We start from the raw sequence: 24,807 nt of genomic DNA, 5'->3' as shown, positions 1-24,807 counted from the left end.
CGTTGCTGTTCATCATAGGAACCTCCTTGAAGCTGCCAGCCATGCGCCGATCTCCCACGCCAACAGAGCCGTCAACGCTATGGCCAACGGCCATAGCGTTGACGTGACGCGCGTGCGTTCCTTGACCGTGGTGGTCACCTTCCATTGGTTCGAAGCCTTGGCTGAGAGCGCGTTTGCCGCAGTCGTGGTGGCGTTCATCGCCGCGTAGGTGCCGCTGATCTCATCGGCGATCGCCTTGAGCGTGTCCTCATCCATCTTGGAGACTCCCGGCTGGCCGGTATCCGGATCAATCACCCATTGCCCGGTGTTGTTGGAATCACCGGCGCTGACGCCATCGGCGATGATCGGAATCTTGCCGCCTGCAGTCGATCCCATGCCGATGGTGAATCCATCGTCAAGATACTGGCGTAGCGAGGAGAAGGTGCGGCGCGTGACATTCGAGGTCTGCTCGCCGTCGCTGATGAGATACAGGATGATGGCGTCATCGGGATGTGCTTCACGAATCGCCTTGGCGGTCACCAGCAGCTGATCGATCGGAGTATCCAGACTGGAGCCGGATGACGTGGATGTGGACTCTACCGCCAGTGTATCCGCCCAATTGTCGATGGCGGGAACGTCTGGTGTGAGCGGTACGTCGAGCGTGCCCGAAGCGCCGAATCGAATGGCTGCGAAACTGGCGTCGGGGTAAGCGTCGGTCAGCCCGTGTACTGCGTCGCGCGCGGCCTCGATGCGGGTGACAGTCTGATCCGAACCGTACTGGGCGTCCGCCACAGCCATGGAACCGGTGGTGTCAACGGCCACGATCACATCCGTGGCATTGACCGCGCGGGAGGTCGTCGAAGACACCGTGCTCGGCGTCAACACCATGATCGTGGCGATCAGCAGCATCAGCGTGCGTCGTATGGCCGCCACAACGGTTTCGTCGCTGTTGGCGCGTCGGCGCACGAACAACACGATTTCCGTCACGGCCATAAAAGCAAGTGCAGCGGCGAGGATTCCCGAGATGAGCCAGCCGAAAACAGGGGAGAAGGTGAATCCGGTCATCGCTTCAACCTCCATGCGCATACGATCCACAACGCCAATATGATGACCAACGCGAGCACCCACAGCCCCGGGGCGTCCGTCATGGCGGATTGCGCCTTGTTCTCCGCGTCCGTGTCACGTCGTGACTGGATATCCCTGACCAGTTCGTTGACCGACGCTCCGCTTGATTGCGTCAGGAAAATCCCGCCGTGGGATTCGATCGCTGACCGCATATCGCGCGTGGTCTGATCGTTTTCGCTGGATTTCGGTCCGGAATACAGTCCGTCCACCGTAATCTGGGTTTGCTTGGTCAAGTCCAACGCTTCAGAGAGCGAGTATGTCGGAGTACCTGACACCACATTGTCGGTGGCTAGCACGATGGAGGCCGCACGAGCCCGCTCCGCATTGGTCTGATTCGCATCGCCGTAGGCGAACCCCGGCAGCATCGCCGCGCAGGAAACCACGCCGTCACCAATCAATGAAGTGGCATCCTTGCGGTTTTGCGTACCCTCAAGCCATCGGGCGATGCTCTGGTATTCGGTATCGGACATCTTGTCGATATCGTCCTGCGACTCGACCCCTTTCAGCACTTTGCTCGCGGCCGTCAACTGATCAGTGACCAGCGCATAATCATCCGTGAGCGGAAATACCGTGCGGGACGTCGAATTGAAAATACTCAAACCGATTCGCTCGCCCTCGAAATGCTTCACCAGCTCAAGATAGGTGTCGATCACCTGCCGATCATAGGGGAGCGTGGAACCGGAAACATCCAAGCACAGGACAATATCTCGGCTCGACGCACGTTCGTCTCCCGAATCCACCTGACTGGGGCGGCCGATAAGCACAACAGCCAATCCCAGTGCCACAATCATCAGTGCAACGCTCAGACGGTTCAGCACACGCCATTGACGGAACATGCGTGACGCATACTCAGTATTGAGATCATCGTCCAGTGAAAATACGGGCTCTTCGCCGGTGCGACTGCGTCTTGCGAACGCAAAAGCCAACACGATGAACGCCAGCGCCGCCAATGTGCCGGCCAGCAAGCCCCAAGGCCAATGCCATGCAAGCATCAGAAACGCCACCTTTCCACCAGATTGGATACCCATTGAGCAGCCTGCTGCACACTGACCTCACCGGATTGCCGATGGAACGAGTCATCATCGGCGAATTCCGGCGGATACAAGGCGCTGATGGTCTGTTTGAGCGTATCCAGACTTTGTCGGTTTGCGGGCGTGCGCGTCAGATAGGTCAGATCGGTGAGCGTACTGGACTCGAATTGCCGTCCTGAAGCCGAGCTGGCGAACTGACGGGCGATGGCCGCCAATTCAGCGAAGGCTTCGGCGCGGTCGAGATCGCCGGCCGCATGCCGATTCACGACGTCATCGATACGTGTGCGCCACACGTTCTTCGAGGCGTTGCCGCTGTGCGCGCCACGAGACGGAGCACTGGATCTTGTCCGTCGCGCAGGGCGGGCAAGCAATACCGTCAATACGATCAGAACCGCTGCGGTCAACAGGCATGCCGCGATCACGGCGATCAGCGGGCCGGACAAGGCCAGGGAATCCACCGGTTTGAGATCGCCGATTTCATCGGCAAGCGTGACGGCATTCGTCGGCATATTCGTGATTCTCGTATCGGTCAGTTCAATCATTGCACGCCCGCCAATCCGCTCAATTCAGGCAGCTGCCCCAGCCGGTTGCGCGTGGTGCGGGCCAACGCCGCGCTGACCAGTCGGACGAAACGGCGGAACATGTCTTCGCTGGAAGACGCATGAATCATATGGGAGCCGGCCTTGGCGAGCTCCTTCTCCAACGCCGTCGCCATATAGGCGCGATGCGTATCAACCTGTGCAGCGGCCGTTGTGGAACGCAAGAATGCAGGTATCCGACGAGGGCTCACGCCATCGGTGACGATACGGCGCTCGCCTTTGGCGGGAACCGTGAACGGGTTCAACGTACCCACATCGATCAGCACCATCGGATGCGTGCGGGCAATGCGACGTATGGCTTCGATATGCCGTTCCTCCAACGCATGCTCGTCGGTGGCCAACACGATCAATGCGTCACGGTCCTTGACGCGACGCGCATACTCCAGCAATGCATCAATATTGCGCCGATGGTCCCAGTCGCGCTCCAAAGCTTTGTCCAGCGTGCGCTCGAATTGCGCGAAACCGCCGTTGAACGGCACACGCGTGATGCTCGACTCGTCGCCGAACACCAGAGAGATATCATCGGCCCGGCGCAGCGACAACGCAGCGAACATCCGCAACGCATTCGCCGCCACCTGCCATGCCCTCTCCCCGGAAGGGCATGCGCCGGTCATCTCACGGCCCACATCCATCAACAACCAGACTCTGGACGTGGACAGCCGCTCTCGTTCGACCACCATCGGGCGACCTTGTCTTGCGCTGGTCTTCCAGTCGATCAGACGTGATTCGTCGCCCGGCTCATAGGCATGAACGTCCAGCACGTCTCCGGCGCCACCACGGCGTCCGGATGCGTGTTCGCCTTCCAGCACACCCAATGCCTTGCGTACGGTGGGCAGATTCAATTGCGTGCCGAGGGCCTCGATTTTTCTGCGTACGGAATCGGAACTCACGGAACCGGGACCGTTTCCACGATTTTGTCAACGATCTGATCACTGACTACGCCGTCGGCCAACGCCTCGAAAGTAAGCATGATGCGATGGCGCAGCACTTCGTGGGCAAAAGCCTTGATGTCTTCCGGAACCACATAGTCACGGCCGGCAAGCAACGCCTTGGCTTGACCGATACGAATCAGGGCGATGGTGGCGCGCGGCGAAGCGCCCAGACGCACCAGTGCAGACAGCCCCTTGATCGGATGAGTGCCGGCACCGCGTGAGGTGGCGGCGATATCGACGGCATAGCGCATGATCGCATCGGCGACATGTACGCGGCGAGCGGCCTGACGCAGGAATTCGACGTCCGCCACTGTGATGCGATCGCCGGTCAACGTATCCGGGCCGATCATGTCGGCACCTCGGCGGGTGAGCATGGCGAGCATGCGTGCTTCCTCATCGGCGTTCGGATAGGTCATGACCGCCTTCATCATGAAACGGTCCATCTGTGCTTCAGGCAGGTTGAAGGTGCCTTCTTCCTCGATAGGGTTCTCGGTGGCGATCACCATGAACGGCTTGGGAAGTTGGATGCGTTGCCCGCCGATGGTGGTTGCGCCTTCCGCCATGGCCTCCAGCATGGCCGACTGGGTTTTGGCGTTGGAACGGTTGATTTCGTCCAACAGCACGAAATTGGCGTGAATGGGGCCGATTTGTGTGGTGAACTTCTGGGAGGCGAAGTCGAATACCTGAGTGCCGACCAAGTCGGAAGGCATGAGATCAGGGGTGCACTGCACGCGCTTGAACGAACCGGACACACAGGTTGCCAGTGTCTGCGCAGCTGTGGTCTTCGCCAGTCCAGGCACTGATTCGATGAGGATATGACCGCCTGCCACCAAAGTGACGATCAGCGATTCGCGCAGATTGTCTTGGCCCACCAGCGTCTGAGCGAAACGCGCCCGAATGATATCGGCCAGCATCTGGGCGCGCTTGGCGTCATCGATGCTCAACGCGGGGGCGGATGCGTTCGCCGATGGTGATGGGGCAGGCACGTTGAGCGGCCTCATGCCGGTTGCCTGTGGGGGGAGATTCGGTTGCGTGGGGAACAAAGTCATGCCCACCACTGTAACGACTCGCGCTGACGGAGCGCTGTGAGAAAGAAGGCTCCCTCAGTACGGGCCCGGTATGCATTCGCCGTAATCCGCCGTTAAACTGAGCTGCTCGGGCGGCCTAGAGACGCCAGTCGATGGGTTCCTCTCCCATGTTGACAAGCGCTTGATTGGCTCGGGAGAATGGCTTGGATCCGAAAAATCCGCGTGATGCGGACAGCGGGCTGGGGTGAGGGGATTTGATGATGAACGCATTGGTCAGCAACGGTTCAAGACTTTGCGCATTACGCCCCCAGAGAATTGCCACCAGTGGCTTGGGATGTCCTTCGGCGTCCGTGCGGGCATTCAGTGCACGGATTGCGGCTTCGGTGACCTCTTCCCACCCCTTGCCCTGATGCGAGTTCGGGCGGCCGACGCCTACGGTCAGACATCTGTTGAGCAGCATCACACCGCGTTGCGTCCAAGGGGTCAGATCGCCGTTGGGCGGCATGGGAACGCCGAGATCATCCACCAGCTCCTTATAAATATTGACCAGGCTTTTGGGCAGCGGATGCACGTCCGGTGCCACACAGAAGCTCAGGCCTACCGGATGCCCCGGTGTGGGGTAGGGGTCTTGTCCCACGATCAGCACCTTGATGGAGTCGAACGGAATGGTGAAAGCGCGCAGCACATTGTGGCTTGCCGGTAGCCAGGGGTGTCCGGCCGCGTTTTCGGCGCGTAGAAAATCTCCCATGCGATGGATGTTCGGCTCGACGTCAGCCAGCGCGTGCGCCCATCCGGATTCGACCAGTTCATTGAGTGGTTTGATCATGGTTCACTACTGTAGTCAAACGTGCATATCCGGTGCATGGGGCGTGGTGGAGTGGACCAACATGCTGGGTGCCGATTACACTACGTGGGTAGTTGTGCAGGAAGGAAGGGCGGCCATGGCGCGCAAAGGCGAAACCTACGACTCATATCAGCGGGATGCTTTCGATAATCCTCCCCGGGGTCCTGTCGGCGTTCATCGTGGTCCCCGTTCTGTGGGGGCTCGTGTACGGCCGTTCGTCATTGTTGTTTTGGTGGCGGCATTGTGCGGTTTTGGTGCATGGGCGTGGATGTCTGGCGAATACAAAGCATTCTTCGGCATCTCCTCTTCGCCGTCCACTTCCGAGACGGCATCCTCGAATGATTCCAGCAGTGATTCCACGAAGGATTCCGCTACGGATTCCACGGCGGGTGACAGTACGGACAGCAAGAAGTCCGATCAGTCGTCCGACTCCACTGATTCCTCGAATTCGTCCAACCAGAGCACTGATGGCACGGACCAATCTTCTCAGACCAACGATCAGGCCAACAATGCTCAGGACACGGCTGTGGTGAACAAGGCCACTCAGGTCCGTGTGATTAATGCCACAGGAGTGACGGGATACGCAGGTCAGAAGGCCGATGTATTGCAGACCGCCGGATATACCAGTGTTGAGGCGAGCAATCCGACCGGTTCCACTCTGCCTGCGACCACGGTGGTGTGGTATCAGAATGAAGCCGACAAGGCCACTGCCGAGGATGTGGCCTCTACGCTTGGCATCGCCACGGTCGAACAGGCTCAGGGGCTTGATGTGCCGATTACGGTGGTGTTGCTCAACTAGCCGGTTCCGTTGTTGGCGGCCGTCGCGTTGATAGGCGGTGCGGGGATATCAATGGTTGGTATGGACGTCGTCGGGCATGCGCTGACAATGGTCGGAAAAGTGAGAATTTGAACGAATTTTGATCATTTTTCCGTTGGCTTGATGACGATTGTTCCCTCGTCACTGTACAATCGTGGCTTAGTCGTGAGGTAGGGGGAGCGCGATGCGGTTCTTTCTACGTTCCCTATAGGTATGTGTCGCGACACCTTATGAGAATAAAGGAAAGATCAAGTATGGCACAAGGTACCGTGAAGTTCTTCCTTGCCAAGAAAGGGTTCGGGTTCATCCAGCCGGACGGCGGCGGCGAGGACGTTTTCGTGCACTACGCGGAAATCAAGGATGACGGCAGCACCAATAAGTTCAAGATGCTGCATGAGGGCGACCGCGTGGAGTATACGCCGGCTCCCTCCGGCAAGGGAACCCAGGCGAAGGATGTGGTGAAGTTGTCCTCCGGTGAGGTTCAAGCCTGACACCCAGCGCATGCAAGGATGTGTACATGAAACCTCGGTCGCATAAGCGGCCGGGGTTTTCTGTTACCTGCCCGAGAAAGTGGCAATGCGAAAGCGGCAATGCGAAAGCGGCGTTGTGCAGATCAAAGCATCTTTTCATGCCGAGAGCACAATCGCGCAAGCGTATGTTGGCACTCGGCGGGTGAGAGTGCTAATGTCTGGGTTAGCACTCGGAGGTCGAGAGTGATAATCGGCAGCTGACGGTCGGTGATCACGGGTCGGCTACCACGGGTGATAACCGGTATACATAGCCATTTGGAGGAACACACAACCATGGCAAAGATCATTGCTTATGATGAGGAAGCCCGTCAGGGCATGCTGGAGGGCCTTGACAAGCTCGCCAACACCGTCAAGGTCACGCTGGGCCCGAAGGGCCGCAACGTCGTGCTCGACAAGACCTATGGCGCTCCGACCATCACCAACGATGGTGTGTCCATCGCCAAGGAGATCGATCTTGAGGATCCGTACGAGCGCATCGGCGCCGAGCTGGTCAAGGAAGTCGCCAAGAAGACCGACGACGTCGCTGGCGACGGCACCACCACTGCGACCGTGCTGGCTCAGTCTCTGGTCCACGAGGGCCTGAAGAACGTTGTTGCCGGTTCCAACCCGATCGCCCTGCGCCGTGGCATCGAGAAGGCCACCGAGGTCATCGTCAAGGAGCTCGTTGCAGCTGCCAAGGACGTTGAGACCAAGGACCAGATCGCTGCTACTGCTACCATCTCCGCCGCTGACCCCGAGGTTGGCGAGAAGATCGCTGAGGCTCTGGATAAGGTCGGTCAGGACGGCGTTGTGACCGTTGAGGACAACAACCGCTTTGGTCTGGACCTCGACTTCACCGAGGGCATGCGCTTCGACAAGGGCTACATCGCTCCGTACTTCGTCACCAACGCTGACGATCAGACCGCCGTGCTGGAGGATCCGTACATCCTGCTGACGAGCGGCAAGGTCTCTTCCCAGCAGGACATCGTCCACGTTGCCGAGCTGGTCATGAAGACCGGCAAGCCGCTGCTGATCATCGCCGAGGACGTTGACGGCGAAGCTCTGCCGACCCTGATCCTGAACAACATCCGTGGCACCTTCAAGTCCTGCGCCGTCAAGGCTCCGGGCTTCGGCGATCGTCGTAAGGCCATGCTGCAGGATATGGCCATTCTGACCGGTGCTCAGGTTGTCTCCGATGAGCTGGGCCTGAAGCTCGATTCTATCGACGTCTCCGTGCTTGGCCACGCCAAGAAGGTCATCGTTTCCAAGGACGAGACCACCATCGTGCAGGGTGCCGGCTCCAAGGAAGACATCGACGCTCGCGTTGCCCAGATTCGCGCTGAGATCGAGAACACCGATTCCGATTACGATCGTGAGAAGCTGCAGGAGCGTCTGGCCAAGCTGGCCGGCGGTGTGGCTGTCATCAAGGTCGGCGCTGCCACCGAGGTTGAGGCCAAGGAGCGCAAGCACCGCATCGAAGATGCTGTGCGTAACGCCAAGGCCGCCATCGAGGAAGGTCTGCTGCCCGGCGGTGGCGTGGCCCTCGTCCAGGCTGCTGCCAAGGCCGAGTCCGATGAGGCTGTTACCTCGCTGACCGGCGAGGAGGCCACCGGTGCCGCTATCGTGTTCCGCGCCATCGAGGCCCCGATCAAGCAGATCGCCGAGAACGCTGGCGTGTCCGGCGACGTGGTGATCAACAAGGTCCGCTCCCTGCCGGACGGCGAAGGCTTCAATGCTGCCACCGACACCTACGAGGATCTGATGGCCGCCGGTGTGACCGACCCGGTCAAGGTGACTCGTTCCGCTCTGCAGAACGCTGCCTCCATCGCTGGTCTGTTCCTGACCACTGAGGCTGTCGTTGCCAACAAGCCGGAGCCGAAGGCCGCCGCCCCGGCCGCCGGCGCTGACATGGGCTACTGATCCCAAGCGGATTGAAAGTTCAGCTGAACGGCCGAAATTGATTCGGACCGTTCACTGTAGTGCCTAAACAGTAAGTGGAGGAGACTCTCGTTGTGGGAGTCTCCTCCACTTTTTCGTACGATTATTCGTACGATGCCGGTCAATGGGCGAACAATCTTGCCGCCTGTGCTTCGGCATCGGCGTAGACCGCGGACGCTTGCGTCAGCGAATGCTGAATCGCCTCTAAAGAGGTTTCCATCTGCTGTTGGGCCGCACGCCACTGTGCTACAACGGCAGAGAATTGCGTGGCCGCCGATCCGCGCCATGCCTCCTGCAACGTATTGAGATTGGCATACATGCCGCTCACCGCTTGCCGGATCTGTGCCATGGAACCTGCCACAGCGGCGGAGGATGATTGAATTCGCTCCGAATCCACCTGATATTGGGGCATCGTTGCTCCTTTCCTTATCTGTATCTGCTGTATTTGTTGTATCCGTTGCCGATTCGATTGTCCCGTAGTATGCAGGAGAACCGTCGGTTGGGCGGATACTCAGCCTTCCGGAACACTGCCAATATCGTCACCGATGCCGTTCTATACGGCATATGCAGCTCCATTGCCAATACCGGACGCTAAGGTTGAGCATATGTCACAGACGAATTGGGCAGAGGAAAAAACGACTATTGTGGTTCCAGCTTCGACCAAGCGCTACATTGAGGGGCGCCGAATAGCCGCAAAGTGGCTTGTTTTCGCCGTTTGCGCACTGGTGGCGGTGATGATGAGCGTTATGTGGATAACTCCGAGCGCTTTTGGGGATGATTCCGGCACCGGCAATGATGGCAACGATAACGGCGTGACCATCACCGAGAACATCACCGATACCGAAAATCTGCTGGGCTCGCATGCCGCGGAAGTCTCGGACGCCATCGCCCAAACCGAAAAAGATACGGGTGTGCATGTGCATTTGCTGTATCTGTCCAGCTTCAACAGTGAGCAGACGCCGGAGGATTGGGCCAAGAACGTGTTGGAATCCACTGATCCCAAGCCGAATACAGTGATGCTGGCCGTGGCTTCGAACGACGGCAATCTGGTGGTGGCTGTGTCGAAGAACTCCGATGAATGGCTCAAAAAGAAAGACACGGTCGATAAGTTGTCCGCAGTCGCTCAGCAGCCTTTGATGGAAAGTACGCCGAATTGGTCGCAGTCCGCGATTGCGCTGATGGATCAGATCGCGAAATCCAAGAAGACGTCTACATCTTCGTCTGCAGTGAGAATTGGTGTGATTGCGATGGGCGTGGCACTGGCCGTGCTGGTGCTCATCATCGTGGTGACCGTGCTGATTCGCCATCGTAAGAAGATCGCCAAGTCCACCAAGACGGAACTCCAAGATGACATTCAGGAAACACCCAGACGGGCGCGACACTCTAGGAAGCATGAGTAAGCCTATTGAAGCATCGATTGTTGTTGTAGACGACGAGCCGTCCATTCGTGAACTGCTCGTCGCCTCATTGCATTTCGCCGGATTCGAGGTCAATACCGCAGCTTCCGGCTCCGAAGCGATTGAGGTCATTGAAAAGGTACAGCCCGACCTGATTGTGTTGGATGTCATGTTGCCTGATATCGACGGCTTTACCGTGACCCGTCGTATCCGTCAGGAGGGTATCGATGCGCCGGTGCTCTTCCTGACCGCTCGTGATGATACGCAAGACAAGATCATGGGCCTGACCGTGGGCGGCGACGATTATGTGACCAAGCCGTTCAGCTTGGAAGAAGTGGTGGCCCGCATCCGTGCCATCCTCAGGCGGACCCGTGAACAGGTCGAAGATGATCCGATTATCCGCGTCGCCGACCTTGAGATCAATGAAGATTCCCATGACGTAACCCGTGCGGGGCAGACTGTTGACCTGAGTCCCACCGAGTACAAGCTGCTGCGTTACCTGATGGATAATGAAGGCCGAGTGCTGTCCAAGGCCCAAATCCTCGATCATGTATGGCAGTACGACTGGGGCGGGGACGCGGCCATCGTCGAATCCTATATTTCCTACCTGCGTAAGAAGGTGGACGGCATCACGTACACCGACGAGAACGGCGAAACGCATAAGGTGACGCCATTGATCGAAACCAAGCGCGGCATCGGCTACATGATTCGCGAGCCGAAGAACTAGTCGATTCATAAGTCGAACGGATTCGCCTGGCCGAGCCTTAATCATCACTGGTCGAATCGTCCGACGGTGCCCCTGTACGTTTTTCTCTGCACGAAGCGGTCCTATGAGTAATTCCGATAAGCCAGCAGACACCAACGCATGTGCGCGTCAAAGCGCAACTGACGGTCGGCCGCGTGATAAGCCGGCACAGTTTGGGCCATATGGTGCCGGCATGCCTGCATTTGCCACCCATTTTCAGGAACATCATGAGCGCAAAAAGAACGTAGTGATGCGGCATTTGGACCGTGTGTCCTTGGGTAGCAAGCTCATGGCTTGTACGATCGCCGTGCTGCTGATCGGCGTGACGGTGATCTCGTTCTCCATTCGTGCGTTGGTGAGCAACTATATGCTGCAGAAAACGGATACCCAGCTTGTGCAGCAGAAAGATTTGATATTCCAGAGTATCGATTTGCTCTCCAACAACGACAATTCCGGGCCGAACTCATACTTCCTGCAGATTCAGTACACCGACGGCACCAAAGATGAGGATGGCAATCCGTTGGTGATCACACCGTTGATGCCGCAGATGCAGGACGGCGTTGTCTCCGTGCCGATACTGCCCACCTATGGGGATACCTCGGGCATCACGCTGGGCAAGCAGTTCACCACCCAGTCGGTGGCCAAACAAATTGTTCAGGTACGGGAGAACACCACCGACAACAACGCGGCACCCAAAACCAACGACGGCCAAAGCTCCGAGTCCGGCGGTTCTGATGGATCGGGTGGCTCGAACGGCTCAGACAGTACGGATTCCTCTGGCACGATAACCAAAATGTTGGCGAATCCATCCGCGAACGTCAGCCATTCCACATTGTCCACAGCGCGCGCGCCATGGCGTATTCTGCCGTTGCAATGGACCGAACCGACTCAGGATGGCAAGAAGGTTCGCGGTGTGGTGTACATCGGCCTGTCTCTGGCCGATCAAATCGATACCGTGAACACGCTTACCCGGTACTGCGTACTTGTCGGTATCGCCGTCGTGCTGCTTGGCGGGTCCCTGTCCACGCTGATCATCCAGCACACGATGACGCCGTTGAAGCGTATGGAGAAAACTGCGGCGAAAATCGCAGCCGGAGACTTGAGCCAGCGTATTCCCTCCGCGCCGGAGAACACGGAGGTCGGCTCATTGGCGGCGTCGCTGAACACCATGCTGACCCGAATAGAATCGAGTTTCCACGAACAGGCGGAGACCACGGAGAAAATGAAGCGGTTCGTCTCGGACGCCAGCCATGAATTGCGCACTCCGTTGGCCGCTATCCACGGGTACGCGGAGCTGTACAAGATGCAGCGTGATATGCCGGGAGCGCTGGAACGCGCCGACGAATCCATCGAGCATATCGAGAAATCCAGTCAGCGTATGACCGTGCTGGTCGAAGACCTTCTTTCGCTTGCACGTCTTGACGAAGGACGTGGAATCGATGTAACCGGTACGGTGCGGCTTTCCTCGGTGGTATCCGACGCGGTGGATGATTTGCACGCGCTTGACCCGGAACGAGCCATTACGCATGAGATCATACGCTTGGAACCTGCCCAGGACCTGACTCATCCGGCTCGTCTGACAACCGCTGAGGGGCAGTGGCCCGATGTGGTCCTTCCGGGAGACGCGTCCCGACTGCGCCAGGTGGTGACCAATATCGTGGGCAACATTCATCGGTACACTCCGGTGGATTCGCCGTCAGAAGCCGCGTTGGGTGTGATTCCCGCAGCCATCGACCCGCGTCGCCTCGCCAGCATGCCCGCCACGGACGCTTCTCTGAGAAGCTTTATCGATGCTGCGGAGGTGGGCAACGCCATGCAGACCGGTTACCGGTATGCGGTGTTGCGATTCATCGACCACGGTCCCGGTGTGCCGGACGAATCCCGCTCCCAGATATTTGAACGGTTCTACACCGCTGATCCATCCCGTGCTCGTCAGAAGGGCGGCACCGGTCTGGGGCTTTCCATCGCGCAATCCGTAGTCAAGGCCCATCATGGTTTCATCTGCGCCACGGCCACGGAAGGCGGTGGCTTGACATTCACCGTGATTCTGCCCATCGAACAGATTGTGGCCGAGACACCTGTGCCGGCATCTAAGAATACGAAAACCAAGCCGGCCAAGCAGAAAACCTCCTGGTTCTCCGGCGAGCGTAAAAACGCGACGACTCAGCCCAAAGCGTGAGGTCAAGACCTGTGAGGTAGACTGTACCTTCGGTTTACCATAGACGTATCAGGATTGATTAAGGAAGGTTCGAGAATGCCCACCGGTCGAGTTCGTTGGTTTGACGCAGCCAAGGGTTATGGTTTCATCACCAATGAGGAAGGCAAGGATGTGTTCCTGCCGGCTCAGGCCCTGCCTGCTGGCGCCACTACGCTGCGCAAGGGAGCCAAGGTGGAATACTCCGTGGTGGATGGCCGTCGTGGGCCACAGGCCATGGGGGTGAAGCTGATCGTATCCGCTCCCAGCTTGGTCAAGGCCACTCGGCCGAAGCCGGACGACATGGCTGCCATCTGTGAGGACCTGATCAAGATGCTCGACGCCGCCGGTAACACGCTGCGTCGCCATCATTACCCCTCTTCCGCCGAAAGCAAGAAGCTGGCCACGCTGCTGCGTGCCGTGGCGGATCAATTCGACGTACAGGACTGATTGGATTGATGACTGACACCACCGAAACCGTCGCAAGTCCGGACCCGCGCGCGATCGCACGTGCCGTGCTGCTCGAAGTGGCCGACGAGCCCGAGCAGGTGGGGGATTTCGTCGTCGCCCAGGCGCTGGAAGACCACGTCACCGATTTCCGCTTCGCGGCTCATGTGCGCGGATATGAAGGCTGGCAGTGGTCGGTGACGTTGTACCACGATGAGGAACTCGATTCGTGGACTGTCAACGAATCCTCGCTGATACCCACTGAAGATGCGTTGATGCCGCCCAAGTGGATTCCGTGGAAGGATCGTCTGGAGCCGACTGATCTGGCTCCTACCGATTCCATCGGCACCGACCCGGATGACGAGCGTATGGAACCGGGGGAGGTGGCGGAATCCTCTCTTGAGGACGTCAACGATGCGGTGCAGACGTTTCGGCTCACCAGACGTCATGTGCTGAGCCCTTTGGGCCGGGCCCAGGCGGCGCAGCGCTGGTATGAGGGTCCGCGCGGCCCGAAGGCGTTGAGTACCAAAACCGCAGATGGCAATCTGTGCTCCACTTGTGGTTTCTTTGTGCCGCTGGCCGGTGAACTGGACCGCATGTTCGGCGTATGCGCCAACAAATGGAGCCCGGATGATGGACGTGTGGTTTCGTTGGATCACGGTTGTGGCGAGCACTCCGAGATTGAGCCTCCTGAGCCGAGCCATATCTGGGTGCAGTCCAAGCCGGCGTTCGATGATTTCCATATCGATGTGGTGGCATCCCCGTCGCGTAAGCGTGCGGAAGCCGCTGATGAAGTTACTGATATGGATGCCGAGGACGTGTTGAAGCTTGCACGTGCGCATGAGACGGATGATGGCGATAATGAGAGCGAGACCGGTGGCCTTGTTGCTGATGAGCCTGATGGTGTTGAGAACAATGCCGATTCTGTTGCCGTGGCTGATGCTGTGGTAACAACCACGGCCGAAACCACTGTGGATGACGGCGGTGAGGTGGCGCAGGCCGCAGCTGTAGATGATGGAATTGCAGTTGCCGGATCTGTGACAGATGACGATTCGGTGGATGAAGCTGTTGCCTCCGGTAGTGCCGATGATAATGCCGAGCATGCGGTTGTGGATTCGGATTCGCATGCTGTTGATGTCATTGGGGCTGAAGACGATTCGGAAGAGGATGCTACGGCTGCCGATAAGTTCGATGCCGATGATGCTGATAACGGCGATTTCTCTGGCACAGATGATATCGATGGCACAGATGACGATGAGGCCACGGAGGAGGATATTCTCAACAACACCGTGGCGGACGATGACGATATGGATGATGAAGAGGACGAGGACGACGATGAGCCGTCCGACGACGTGGCTCCTGAACTCGAAACCGTCATTGATCTGATCGAGCAGCTGCGTCAAAGCCGTGCCGACAATATCGACAATGCCGGTATCGATTACGACGACACTGATGCCGGTTCCACTTCGGAGAAGCTCTCGGACGAGAAGTAGCGTTACACGGTGATTTTCGAGAATTTACCGCGGTGAGTTACCCTCAGCGCGGTAAATTCTCGAAAAGAGCCTAATGCCCGAGAATATACCGCGCTGACGGTGACTCAGTGCAACTTATTCTCGGGATAGCCGTTTTCTTTGAGAATTTACCGCGGTGAGAGACGCTAAGCGGCAGCGATAAGCCGTGAATAGCTTCATCGTCTGAACCACGGCTACCTCACTGTTATGTGAACGAGCTTGACAACCTGGATAGTTATTCGTCTATACCCGAACGGTGTTCAATGGTCTCGAATTTATGTGTGATTATTGGATCTTGGGCACTCCGGCATTCATAAGTGTGGAGTCTAGAAGCTGTTTGTTGTCTACCGTTTCGCTGAATAAATGAACAACTGTGGTGACCCCCTGTTCCTTGAGATGTTGTTCGCGCCGCCGCTCATATGCAATTTTCGCTTTCAGATTCGCACGGTGTGGATTGCTGGTATCGGCATACTTGGCCATACCGTCATATTCAGCCACGATGATGCGTCCATCGGCAAGTTTCCAGCAGAAATCGACGCGATACGGCATTGCATAATTATTCGGATTATCAAAGGTGATCTGAAATAACGGTTCAGCGTAACCGAGTTCGATGATATGCGCATACGCCCATGATTCGCCGCCGTTTTCCCTCATCGGATTGGCGTGAACCAGCAGTTTCTTCACGGCCTGATCATCGCAGTTCGTCTGAATCATGAGGGTACTGACCTCTGTCTTGGAAACGTGCCCGTATCGTAACGCCGAATCGTACACGGCTAGTGCACGATCGAAAGGAAGGGCCGCGCAATCGATGAGCGTCCGTGCCGGCGAAGTAATGAGGATGTTGCCGTTTCACCAACGCGGAATCGATGACATGTAGATGCGATGCAACCGTTTGGAGTCTCTTTTGGTGATGCCACCGGTGCAGGCGATATGCACTGTTCCATCATGAAGCATGTAGGAATGCTCGTAACCATAGACACATGCGGCGCTCAACCCGGCGAATACCCACTTTGGATGCAACTTCGACAGCGCACGGATGCTATGCAGCGACTGTTCCTCTGCATTCAGCGAAGCCCAGTACAGTGCCGAAGCGAACAGGTTGGGATACGGCGACACGATTTCCCCGGCTTGGACGCGCCGTCTCAGGGCATCGCTGAGCGCTTTTCCGTCTCCGATGGCGCATCGCCGCTCGCTCTCGGCCGCATGCAATAATGCCGATACTCCTTTATGCTGCTTCATGATTCGACGCTAAAACGTCAAGACCACCTCAGACAAGCCGAATCAGGGTATGTGGTTCCAGCTTGCCGGTTTATCCACAATCCGCATGAAATCCGTATCACCTGTTCGAATGGACAATCGATTTGTGTCGGAGCCGGTTTGATAAAGATGATGCGTACCGGATGGAGAGTTCACTGATTCGTACCGTTCGGCAAATGGTGTGAACCCTCAATAAGCTATTGGGCTCGGTGAGTCGTCCTAACCCGGAATTGATACGACTTCCGTTTGATGCTTGTTGCATGCACTCTCAGCGCGGTAAATTCTCGAAAATAACCTTGATTTCGAGAAATAGTTGCACTGAACCGTTGCCAGCGCGGTAAATTCTCGAAAAGAGCCTGATGCCCGAGAATATACCGCGGTGAGGGTAACTCAGCGCGGTATATTCTCGGGATCGGTGAATCAGTGCACCACGGTCACCGTGCACTCGGCGAAGTTGACGATTTGGCGGGAGACGGAGCCGAGGAAATGCGCGTCGAGGCCGGAAAGTCCTCGTGAGCCTACCACCAGATGAGAGGCGTAGCGCGAAGCTGCGATCAAACCCTTCGAGGCGCGGATATGGAAGGCGTGGGTATTGACTTCCACGCCTTCGGGCACTTCGACCCGAGTCATGAGATCAAGCAGAATCTCCTCGGCACGGCGTTGGCCGGCATCCACCGGAGGCACGGCATTCTCGTAACCGGGAATCACTCCCAAATCCTTCAGTTGCCAGCAGAACAGCACTTCAAGCGGCACGGCGTGCAGTCGCGCTTCTTCTGCCGCGAACCGGAACGCGCCCTCCGAGCCCAGAGAGCCATCTACGCCTACGACCACAGGACGAACCGGCACCGGGGAGGCCGGCCCAGGCTCGACATAGTGTACGGGATCATTGCCGGGCGTCAGCGCGCTGGCGATGGCATCGGTTACGGATTCCTCCTCGCCACGCACGGTGCGTACCACCGTTACCGGCACTTCGGCCTCTTCGGCCAGAGAAGCAGACAAAGATCCCAGGAACCAGCGCGCCACACGGCCCAGCGAGCGGCGACCCACCACAATCTGTTGGGCATCGTGGCCAATCTGCAGCAGAGCAGCGGTGCCGGAGGCCTTGACCGAGGTGAGTTTCAGATCGGCCGGGTCGAAATCGATGCCGGCGCTGGCACGGTCCACCCAACGGCGCAGCTCATTGGCAATATCATGACGGACCTTGGCCCAGGCTTCGTCGCTGTCCGGTTCGGAGCCCATATCCCACGAGTGCGTCCATCCGAAAACGGCATTGACATGTTGGCCGGTCAACGACGCCTCTTCGAGTGCCCATTTCAGAGCTGCGAACGATTCGTCGGAACCATCGACGCCAACAACAATGTCAGACTTGACGCTCATGTCACTCATAACGACCTCCTTTGGCAGATGGGTGCATCTATCCCAAGCATATCGTTTCTTTCCCTCTGATAGCGGAATTCGTGAAATCTATTGAATAAACGTCACTGTGAATCGGTAGAGTAAAACGGAATGTTAATTGAGGAAGGACAAGCATGTTCGAACGGTTTACCGACCGTGCACGGCGCGTGATCGTGTTGGCGCAGGAAGAGGCAAGGTCTCTTCAGCACAACTACATCGGCACCGAACACCTGCTGCTCGGCCTGATTCGCGAGGGCGAAGGCGTGGCCGCCAAGGCGCTCGCCTCGAAGGGCGTGGAGCTTGATGCCACCCGCAAGCAGGTCGAGGAAATGATCGGCAAAGGCAACGCGGCTCCGAACGGGCACATCCCCTTTACTCCGCACGCCAAGCAGGTGTTGGAGTTTTCGCTGCGTGAAGCGCTGCAGCTCGGCCACAGCTACATCGGCACCGAGCATATTTTGCTCGGCCTGATTCGCGAGGGCGAAGGCGTGGGCACCCAGGTGCTCATCAAGATGGACGTCGATCTGGGCGAACTCAGAAGCGCCACCATTGATATGATTCGCGGCAACTCCGGCACTGGTTCATCCGATGGCAAGGGCGATCTGGCCAACGCCGGCGGCGTAGCGGACAAGCAGAACAAGTCCGGCTCCGCCATTCTCGACCAGTTTGGTCGCAACCTGACGCAGGAAGCTGCCGAAGGCAAGCTTGATCCGGTGATCGGTCGTACGAACGAGATCGAACGAGTAATGGTCGTGCTTTCCCGCCGCACCAAGAACAACCCGGTGCTGATCGGCGAGCCCGGTGTGGGCAAAACCGCTGTGGTGGAAGGCTTGGCCCAGAAGATCAACGCGGGCGATGTGCCGGAGACACTAAAGGGCAAGCAGGTGTACTCGCTGGACCTCGGCTCCATGGTGGCCGGTTCCCGTTACCGTGGTGATTTCGAGGAGCGTCTGAAGAAGGTCTTGAAGGAAATCAAGACCCGTGGCGACATCGTGCTGTTCATCGACGAGATCCACACCATCGTCGGTGCTGGCTCGGCTGACGGTGCGTTGGGTGCCTCCGACATGTTGAAGCCGATGCTGGCTCGTGGCGAGCTTCAGACCATCGGTGCCACCACTACGGACGAGTATCGTAAGTACATCGAGAAGGATGCGGCACTTGAACGCCGTTTCCAGCCGATTCAGGTGCACGAACCGACAATCGCCGAAACCATCGAGATCCTCAAGGGTCTGCGTTCCCGTTATGAGAACCACCATCATGTGACCATCACGGATGGTGCGTTGCAGTCCGCCGCAGAGCTTTCATCTCGTTATATTCAGGACCGTCATCTGCCGGACAAGGCCATCGACCTGATTGACGAGGCCGGCGCTCGTCTGCGTATCAAGCGTCTGACCGCCCCGCCCGAGCTCAAGGAGTTGGATGAGAAGATCGCCAAGGTGGCCGCCGAAAAGGACGAGGCCATCAAGGCTCAAGACTTCGAAAAGGCCGCGACTCTGCGCGACAACCAGGAGAAGCTGGAAGCCGACCGCAAGGCCAAGGAGAATTCTTGGCGTGAAGGCGAATCCGACGTCAAGATGGTTGTGGACGAGGACGTGATCGCCGAAGTGATCAGCTCGACCACCGGCATTCCGGTGTTCAAGCTCACTCAGGCTGAGTCCAAGAAGTTGCTCAACATGGAGGCCGAGCTGCACAAGCGCATCATCGGTCAGGATGAGGCGGTTTCTGCGTTGTCTCGTTCGATTCGCCGTACCCGCGTGGGCCTGAAGGACCCGAAGCGTCCGTCCGGTTCGTTTATCTTCGCCGGCCCGACCGGTGTGGGTAAGACCGAGTTGGCCAAGACTCTCGCCGAATTCCTGTTCGACGATGAGGACGCGCTGATCCGCGTGGATATGTCCGAGTTCTCCGAGAAGTACGCGGCCTCCCGTCTGTTCGGTGCGCCCCCGGGATATGTGGGTTACGAGGAAGGCGGCGAGCTCACCGAGAAGGTGCGTCGCAAGCCGTTCTCCGTGGTGCTGTTCGATGAGATTGAGAAGGCTCATCCGGACATCTTCAACACGCTGTTGCAGGTGCTGGATGATGGCCATCTGACCGATGGCCAAGGCCGCAAGGTGGACTTCAAGAACACCATCATTATCCTCACGACCAATCTCGGTACACGTGACATCGCCAAGGCCGCCAACACCGGCTTCAATCTGGGGGCCAACAACGAGTCGAGCTACCAGCGTATGAAGGATCAGGTGTCGAGCGAGCTCAAGCAGCAGTTCCGCCCTGAGTTCCTGAACCGCCTGGACGACATCATCGTCTTCAAGCAGCTCACTGAGCCTGAGGTGCGTCAGATCGTGGATCTCGACGTCAAGCAGCTCAACGATCGTCTGTTCGACCGTCATATGTCGCTCGAATTGACGAACGCCGCCAAGGATCTGCTCGCCCAGAAGGGCTTCGACCCGTTGCTCGGTGCTCGTCCGTTGCGCCGTGTGATCCAGCGCGATATCGAGGATGCCATCTCCGAGAAGATCCTGATGGGAGACCTCTCCGACGGCCAGCGCGTGGTGGTGGACGCCGAAGGCGAAGGCATCTTGGGCGAGTTCACCTTCAAGGGTGAGACGTTCGAGGAACCGGACAAGGCCACCGAGAGTGCAGCCAAGGATGCCGAGAGCGGCGAAGGTAATAAGCCGGTGCCGGTCGACGCTCCGGTCGCTGAAGACTCCGATACGTCCGATGCCGGTACTGCCGGCGAACAGTCCGCTGAATAATCGCAGTTGACAACACATAAGCATAAGCGCCTCGATTCCATACGGAACCGAGGCGCTTTGACAATTGCAAGAACGGTCTTGCAGCTATTAGTTATCTATGGTGTCTAAAGACCCTCCTATGAGAAGATGAATGGCGGAGATGTGCGTTGAGACCGTAAGCTTGGCTGAACGGCCTTGAGAGTGCCGCAACATACGTCTCCAACCACCCATCGGTCAACTCAGCCGCTGAAGTCGACCTCGCCGAGTTTTTCTATGAGCTTCATGTTTTCGGAGTAATCGACCGGGCATGCGATGATGTCGATGCCGGAGCCCGAGCGCAGGGCGGCGCGCAGCGTGGGGTAGAGCTGGTCAGCGGATTCAATCAAATGGCCCTTGGCGCCGAAGCTCATGCCAAGCTCCACCACATCCGGATTATTGAAGTCCACGTATTCGTGGGAACCGTCGTGAATGTCCATCTTCCATTTGATCAGTCCGTACGCTTCATCAACCCATACCAGAATCACCATGCGAGCGCCTACGCGCACAGCGGTTTCGATCTCCTGCACGTTCATCATGAACGATCCGTCACCCATCACTGCCAGCACAGGTCGGCCCGGATTCTCCAGTGAGGCCGCCACTGCGCCCGGCAGCGTCCAGGCCATGGTGGACAAGGAATTGTCGATCACGCAAGTGTTGGAGTAGTACGTGGGGTAGAGACGTGCCATCCACATTTTCAGCGCGCCGGTATCCACCAGCGCAATATCCGTATCCGTTTCCATCGCGCGACGCGTGTCGGCCACGATGCGCTGCGGCTTCATCGGGAATGAATCATCGTTGGCATACGAATCGTATTCGGTTTGCAGCAGCTCGTGAATCTTCGGATGCGAGACGCCGAACGTCACGCGCTCGGCTTTGAGCTGGGCGATCAACGCTTGCAACGTGGCATCGATATTGCCCATGATGTTCAGAGCCGTGGAGTAGTGCGCGTCCGTATCTTCGATAAACGTGTTGATATGGATGATGGTTTTGTCGTCGTTCGGGTTGATCTTTTTCGGATCGAACTGTTGGATGGAGAAGCCCACCGCGATGATGAGATCCGACTCGTCGAATGCGAAGTTCTCGTAGTCGTGGCGCATGAAGCCCACCACGCCGAGGGCCAGCGGAATGCGGTCGGAGATCACGCCCTTGCCTTCGAACGTGGTGGCCACCGGCACATTGAGCTGTTCAGCCAAGGCCAACAGACGGTTTTCGGCATGACCACGCGCCACGCCGTTGCCGGCGAGAATGATCGGGTGCTTGGCACCGCGGATGATGCTGACAGCGCGAGCGATAGTGTCCTCGGTAGGGGCGAAGCTCATCGGATTGGGCAGTGGCAGCGGGTGGGTATCTTCGGGAGCCGGCATTTCCGCCACGTCCTCCGGCAGAATCAGGCAGGTGGCACCCGGACGGTTGCGTTGAGAAATAGAGAAGGCCTTACGTACCATTTCCGGCACGCTTGCCGGTTCCACAATCATCGATGTCCACTGCGTAAGCGGACGGAACACACTGACCAAATCGATGATCTGGTGCGATTCCTTATACAGACGGGACAGGTTGCCCTGCGCGCAGATAGCCACCAGTGGTGTGGTGCTGGCATTCGCCTGCGCCACTGGCAGGGTGAGGTTCAGCGCGCCAGGGCCAAGCGTGGCCAGACAGACGCCGGGCTTGCCGGTCAGGTGTCCTTGCGTGGCGGCCATGAAGCCGGCTCCCTGCTCATGCCTGGTCAGGATGAATCGGATGCGTCCGTCACGTTCGATGGCTTCCATGAGCGGGATGTTCTCCTCGCCGGGGATGCCGTACATCGTTTCGACGCCCTCGTTGACCAGACATTCCACGAACAAGTCGGCCACAGTGCGGATGTGGTTGGTTGTTTCAATCGCTGCGTTCACGGTAGGGAAGTGTAACAGTCGGGATATGCGAGTGATGGCAGAGGCATGTTGGACGGCGAAAGGACAACGTGTGCGGGTTCAACGGCATGCGAGTCCATAATCCACAAAGAAGTCGCTAAGAGTTTACTTGAGTGTTGATTACGCGCGGAAAACCGTTTAATCGCCGTACCTACATTGAATAGCGTGAGCAAGGGCATGAATCGCCGGCGCATGTGGTCCGGCAGACGGCCGGGGGCCGTTCTCACCATCATCATATCGATCGTTCTCGCGGGTTTCATCGCACCCAATGCAATCGGTGCTTCAGCAGTCGTTCCTTTTGCCGGCAACAATCCAGCCAGTGGTACACGTACGGTCACTATCGCCGATATCACCGATTTCCATGGGCATATCGAACGTGGTGCGGATAATGCCGCCGCCTTCGCCGTGGCAAGTGACCACAATCCCGGCAATATGATTCCGGTCTCCACCGGAGACTTGGTAGGCGGTTCCCCATACGAGTCCGCAGTGGAACAGGACAAACCCACACTGGATATGGCTCGTTCATGGAACCTGACCATTTCCGCAGTAGGCAACCATGAACTCGATCGTGGCGTGGATGATTTCAACCAGCGTATCGCTGATCCGTCGTATGGCATTGATTGGCTGTGCGCCAATACGTCAGCGTCGAATAAGCGGGCTGGAGGGCGTCTTGACAGAGTCAAGGATTATACGATTCGTAACGTCAACGGTAAACGGATAGCCTTCATCGGAGCCTTGACCGACAAGCTAGGATCTGTGGCCACTCCCGAAATCACAAAGGACGCGGATTTGAGCGAGCGCGCAGCAGACGCAGTCAACCGTGTGGCCGGCGAGCTTAAACGCTCAGGAACGGTGGACGCGGTAGTGGCGTTGATCCATGATGATGCGAAAGCGGCGCAACAATTTGGCCGTTACGTGGATCTCGTATATGCAGGGCATACCCATGCCGTCAAATCCGCCACAACTTCCGCCGGAGCTCCGATCTACGAGGCTGGCAGCTATGGGCGGAATATGGCCGTACAGGATCTCGTCATCACCGGCCACGGGCTTGGGGCTAGAGTAACAGTGGTGAATGTGGATATCGGTAATGGTGCCACGTCCACGGGAACGGATGGCGTGTTGGATATCACCGGAATGGACTCGCATCCACGCCAGGCGGCTTGGATGAGCGCCGGACAGACGGTACATGGTGTTGTTGAGGCCCGACAGATCTATGCAGATGCGCAATCATTCGCGGCGAATGTAGGAGACATGGCTGTCGGCACATTGGCGACTGGCACTCATTTCTTCAAACAGTCCGATACGAGGCCCAAAGGTGAGTTGGGTATGCTGATTGCGGATGCGAACCGCGCAACCGTGATGCAACGCGTGTATGCCGGAAACCGCATTCCTGTTATCGGTTTCTCAAATAACGGCAGTTTGCGCACCGATACATTGGATACCAATGGTGATGGCATCGTCACAGTGCGAGAAGTGGACAGTCTGATGGCGCTGCAATTCCGCGCCGCTTATGAGACGATCACCGGAAGCGATCTGAAGGCGATACTGGCCGAACAGTTTTATCGCGATGATGGGCAGATACGCAGCCGATGGATCGGTATTTCGTCGAATGTGTCATTCCGACGGATTACGTGTGGGGGAGTGGATGATCCGTGCGCTGCCGAAGATCAGAAGCAACATCAAGCGGCGTCCTTAACGGACCATGACGAAGCCTCCGGATTGTCGCGCTCGCCGTCAGCGGCCAAGAGCGAATCGCAGAGCATATTGCAGTATCATCAATCGCCTGTTCGTATCACGAATCTGACTATTGACGGGCATGCGATCGAGGACGACGATCTGATCATCGCGGCATCGAACTCGTATTTGCTCCAAGGCGGCGACAGCTATCATGCATTCACGGCCGGTTCCAATTATGTGGAGCTGGATATGTCGTACAACCAGCCGCTGACCGAATATTTAAGAGCGCACCCTGATTTGCATGCGATCGCAGCTGGCGGAGCGGATACACGAAGCTGATGCATCAGACATGAGGCATCAGACATGAGGCATGATGCATGAGACGCACGCAAGACGGGGCGAATGCGCTTCTGTGACATGCTGATTGCGTTGAATTCCTTTGTACGTGCGCGGTTACAACCAGACCTGCGCGCACATACAAACGCTTTTGCTCCCGAATTCCTTTGTCTGTGCGCGCAGGGTATTGAAATCGCGCGGACATACAAAGGGTGCGGAATGAAGAGCTGGGCGACGCAATGGTGCCGGTACCTATGCAAACAGCCGTGTGCAACCCGAACCAATACGAACTGCACACGGCTGTTTGCTATTGAATATGCTCTCTCGGTGATGACCCTCTGCTCCGCTCTATTGCGCGGGGCAGAGGG

General features: G+C 57.6%; 21 protein-coding genes. 10 read left to right on the top strand and 11 right to left on the bottom strand.

Features of this window, described 5'->3' with window-relative positions; translation table 11 throughout:
* Window positions 1-12 precede the first annotated feature (12 nt).
* The 6 genes from CUU80_RS04205 to CUU80_RS04180 form a co-directional block, all read right to left on the bottom strand.
* A complete protein-coding gene (locus tag CUU80_RS04205; protein WP_100496110.1) occupies window positions 13-1,044 on the bottom strand; it encodes a vWA domain-containing protein in 1,032 nt (343 codons plus the stop codon).
* Entirely contained in the window at window positions 1,041-2,099 is a 1,059-nt protein-coding gene (locus tag CUU80_RS04200) for a vWA domain-containing protein (protein WP_100496389.1), read from the bottom strand. Before CUU80_RS04200 ends, CUU80_RS04205 begins: the two co-directional genes overlap by 4 nt.
* Window positions 2,096-2,677 carry a hypothetical protein gene (locus CUU80_RS04195; RefSeq protein ID WP_243388631.1) on the bottom strand — a complete coding sequence of 194 codons (582 nt, stop codon included), beginning with the start codon at window positions 2,675-2,677 and terminating at the stop codon, window positions 2,096-2,098. The genes CUU80_RS04200 and CUU80_RS04195 overlap by 4 nt, the downstream gene beginning before the upstream one ends.
* Entirely contained in the window at window positions 2,674-3,624 is a 951-nt protein-coding gene (locus CUU80_RS04190; protein ID WP_165775826.1) for a DUF58 domain-containing protein, read from the bottom strand. Before CUU80_RS04190 ends, CUU80_RS04195 begins: the two co-directional genes overlap by 4 nt.
* Window positions 3,621-4,715, bottom strand: coding sequence for an AAA family ATPase (locus CUU80_RS04185; RefSeq protein ID WP_100496109.1), 1,095 nt, complete (start codon window positions 4,713-4,715; stop codon window positions 3,621-3,623). Before CUU80_RS04185 ends, CUU80_RS04190 begins: the two co-directional genes overlap by 4 nt.
* A gap of 115 nt (window positions 4,716-4,830) precedes the next feature.
* Window positions 4,831-5,520, bottom strand: a complete 690-nt coding sequence (locus CUU80_RS04180) for a uracil-DNA glycosylase (protein WP_100496108.1) — start codon at window positions 5,518-5,520, stop codon at window positions 4,831-4,833.
* Between the two features lie 115 nt (window positions 5,521-5,635).
* On the opposite strand from CUU80_RS04180, the gene CUU80_RS04175 reads away from it, so the two are divergent.
* The 3 genes from CUU80_RS04175 (at window position 5,636) to groL (ending at window position 8,784) form a co-directional block, all read left to right on the top strand.
* A complete protein-coding gene (locus CUU80_RS04175) occupies window positions 5,636-6,337 on the top strand; it encodes a LytR C-terminal domain-containing protein (RefSeq protein ID WP_100496107.1) in 702 nt (233 codons plus the stop codon).
* Between the two features lie 272 nt (window positions 6,338-6,609).
* Complete coding sequence (locus tag CUU80_RS04170; RefSeq protein WP_100496106.1) at window positions 6,610-6,846, top strand: cold-shock protein; 237 nt, start codon at window positions 6,610-6,612, stop codon at window positions 6,844-6,846.
* 312 nt (window positions 6,847-7,158) lie between these two features.
* Entirely contained in the window at window positions 7,159-8,784 is a 1,626-nt protein-coding gene (gene groL, locus CUU80_RS04165; RefSeq protein WP_100496105.1) for a chaperonin GroEL, read from the top strand.
* A 139-nt stretch (window positions 8,785-8,923) separates the two neighbouring features.
* On the opposite strand, the gene CUU80_RS04160 is transcribed toward groL, so the two are convergent.
* Window positions 8,924-9,214, bottom strand: coding sequence for a WXG100 family type VII secretion target (locus tag CUU80_RS04160; protein ID WP_100496104.1), 291 nt, complete (start codon window positions 9,212-9,214; stop codon window positions 8,924-8,926).
* 334 nt (window positions 9,215-9,548) lie between these two features.
* Here CUU80_RS04160 and CUU80_RS04155 point away from each other — a divergent pair, with 334 nt between their 5' ends.
* The 5 genes from CUU80_RS04155 (at window position 9,549) to CUU80_RS04135 (ending at window position 15,078) form a co-directional block, all read left to right on the top strand.
* Window positions 9,549-10,202, top strand: coding sequence for a TPM domain-containing protein (locus tag CUU80_RS04155; RefSeq protein WP_165775850.1), 654 nt, complete (start codon window positions 9,549-9,551; stop codon window positions 10,200-10,202).
* Window positions 10,195-10,926, top strand: coding sequence for a response regulator transcription factor (locus tag CUU80_RS04150; protein WP_100496102.1), 732 nt, complete (start codon window positions 10,195-10,197; stop codon window positions 10,924-10,926). The genes CUU80_RS04155 and CUU80_RS04150 overlap by 8 nt, the downstream gene beginning before the upstream one ends.
* A 211-nt stretch (window positions 10,927-11,137) precedes the next feature.
* On the top strand, window positions 11,138-13,123 hold the full coding sequence (locus CUU80_RS04145; protein ID WP_165775849.1) for a sensor histidine kinase: 1,986 nt from the start codon (window positions 11,138-11,140) through the stop codon (window positions 13,121-13,123).
* A gap of 75 nt (window positions 13,124-13,198) precedes the next feature.
* Window positions 13,199-13,588: a cold-shock protein gene (locus CUU80_RS04140; RefSeq protein ID WP_100496101.1), complete on the top strand. Its 390-nt coding sequence runs from the start codon at window positions 13,199-13,201 to the stop codon at window positions 13,586-13,588.
* 8 nt (window positions 13,589-13,596) lie between these two features.
* Window positions 13,597-15,078: a DUF3027 domain-containing protein gene (locus CUU80_RS04135; RefSeq protein ID WP_243388630.1), complete on the top strand. Its 1,482-nt coding sequence runs from the start codon at window positions 13,597-13,599 to the stop codon at window positions 15,076-15,078.
* 303 nt (window positions 15,079-15,381) lie between these two features.
* Here the strand turns inward: CUU80_RS04135 and CUU80_RS10955 are convergent, their stop codons facing one another.
* From CUU80_RS10955 to CUU80_RS04125, 3 genes are all read right to left on the bottom strand, one after another.
* Complete coding sequence (locus CUU80_RS10955; RefSeq protein ID WP_243388629.1) at window positions 15,382-15,810, bottom strand: putative endonuclease domain-containing protein; 429 nt, start codon at window positions 15,808-15,810, stop codon at window positions 15,382-15,384.
* Between the two features lie 135 nt (window positions 15,811-15,945).
* Window positions 15,946-16,335, bottom strand: coding sequence for a hypothetical protein (locus tag CUU80_RS10950; protein WP_243388628.1), 390 nt, complete (start codon window positions 16,333-16,335; stop codon window positions 15,946-15,948).
* Between the two features lie 438 nt (window positions 16,336-16,773).
* On the bottom strand, window positions 16,774-17,739 hold the full coding sequence (locus CUU80_RS04125; protein ID WP_100496100.1) for a universal stress protein: 966 nt from the start codon (window positions 17,737-17,739) through the stop codon (window positions 16,774-16,776).
* Between the two features lie 143 nt (window positions 17,740-17,882).
* Here CUU80_RS04125 and CUU80_RS04120 point away from each other — a divergent pair, with 143 nt between their 5' ends.
* A complete protein-coding gene (locus CUU80_RS04120; protein ID WP_100496099.1) occupies window positions 17,883-20,501 on the top strand; it encodes an ATP-dependent Clp protease ATP-binding subunit in 2,619 nt (872 codons plus the stop codon).
* Between the two features lie 218 nt (window positions 20,502-20,719).
* Here CUU80_RS04120 and CUU80_RS04115 read toward each other — a convergent pair whose 3' ends face one another.
* Entirely contained in the window at window positions 20,720-22,408 is a 1,689-nt protein-coding gene (locus CUU80_RS04115; RefSeq protein ID WP_207760076.1) for an acetolactate synthase large subunit, read from the bottom strand.
* 195 nt (window positions 22,409-22,603) lie between these two features.
* Between CUU80_RS04115 and CUU80_RS04110 the strand changes: the two genes are divergently transcribed.
* Complete coding sequence (locus CUU80_RS04110) at window positions 22,604-24,442, top strand: bifunctional metallophosphatase/5'-nucleotidase (protein ID WP_100496386.1); 1,839 nt, start codon at window positions 22,604-22,606, stop codon at window positions 24,440-24,442.
* Window positions 24,443-24,807 lie beyond the last annotated feature (365 nt).

The organism is Bifidobacterium scaligerum (assembly GCF_002802865.1).
Lineage (GTDB): Bacteria > Actinomycetota > Actinomycetes > Actinomycetales > Bifidobacteriaceae > Bifidobacterium > Bifidobacterium scaligerum.
This window is presented reverse-complemented; position numbering and strand designations above follow the sequence as displayed.

What these genes read in the sequence shown, in the direction of transcription:
- CUU80_RS04180 (WP_100496108.1), bottom strand. Translation starts at nt 5,520, where the DNA reads ATGATCAAACCACTCAATGAACTGGTCGAATCCGGATGGGCGCACGCG.
- CUU80_RS04125 (WP_100496100.1), bottom strand. Translation starts at nt 17,739, where the DNA reads ATGAGTGACATGAGCGTCAAGTCTGACATTGTTGTTGGCGTCGATGGT.
- CUU80_RS04135 (WP_243388630.1), top strand. Translation starts at nt 13,597, where the DNA reads ATGACTGACACCACCGAAACCGTCGCAAGTCCGGACCCGCGCGCGATC.
- CUU80_RS04110 (WP_100496386.1), top strand. Translation starts at nt 22,604, where the DNA reads ATGAATCGCCGGCGCATGTGGTCCGGCAGACGGCCGGGGGCCGTTCTC.
- CUU80_RS04120 (WP_100496099.1), top strand. Translation starts at nt 17,883, where the DNA reads ATGTTCGAACGGTTTACCGACCGTGCACGGCGCGTGATCGTGTTGGCG.
- CUU80_RS04175 (WP_100496107.1), top strand. Translation starts at nt 5,636, where the DNA reads ATGGCGCGCAAAGGCGAAACCTACGACTCATATCAGCGGGATGCTTTC.
- CUU80_RS10950 (WP_243388628.1), bottom strand. Translation starts at nt 16,335, where the DNA reads ATGAAGCAGCATAAAGGAGTATCGGCATTATTGCATGCGGCCGAGAGC.
- CUU80_RS04160 (WP_100496104.1), bottom strand. Translation starts at nt 9,214, where the DNA reads ATGCCCCAATATCAGGTGGATTCGGAGCGAATTCAATCATCCTCCGCC.
- CUU80_RS04155 (WP_165775850.1), top strand. Translation starts at nt 9,549, where the DNA reads ATGTGGATAACTCCGAGCGCTTTTGGGGATGATTCCGGCACCGGCAAT.
- CUU80_RS04145 (WP_165775849.1), top strand. Translation starts at nt 11,138, where the DNA reads ATGCCTGCATTTGCCACCCATTTTCAGGAACATCATGAGCGCAAAAAG.
- CUU80_RS04185 (WP_100496109.1), bottom strand. Translation starts at nt 4,715, where the DNA reads ATGACTTTGTTCCCCACGCAACCGAATCTCCCCCCACAGGCAACCGGC.
- groL (WP_100496105.1), top strand. Translation starts at nt 7,159, where the DNA reads ATGGCAAAGATCATTGCTTATGATGAGGAAGCCCGTCAGGGCATGCTG.
- CUU80_RS04140 (WP_100496101.1), top strand. Translation starts at nt 13,199, where the DNA reads ATGCCCACCGGTCGAGTTCGTTGGTTTGACGCAGCCAAGGGTTATGGT.
- CUU80_RS04205 (WP_100496110.1), bottom strand. Translation starts at nt 1,044, where the DNA reads ATGACCGGATTCACCTTCTCCCCTGTTTTCGGCTGGCTCATCTCGGGA.
- CUU80_RS04195 (WP_243388631.1), bottom strand. Translation starts at nt 2,677, where the DNA reads ATGATTGAACTGACCGATACGAGAATCACGAATATGCCGACGAATGCC.
- CUU80_RS04150 (WP_100496102.1), top strand. Translation starts at nt 10,195, where the DNA reads ATGAGTAAGCCTATTGAAGCATCGATTGTTGTTGTAGACGACGAGCCG.
- CUU80_RS04170 (WP_100496106.1), top strand. Translation starts at nt 6,610, where the DNA reads ATGGCACAAGGTACCGTGAAGTTCTTCCTTGCCAAGAAAGGGTTCGGG.
- CUU80_RS10955 (WP_243388629.1), bottom strand. Translation starts at nt 15,810, where the DNA reads ATGATTCAGACGAACTGCGATGATCAGGCCGTGAAGAAACTGCTGGTT.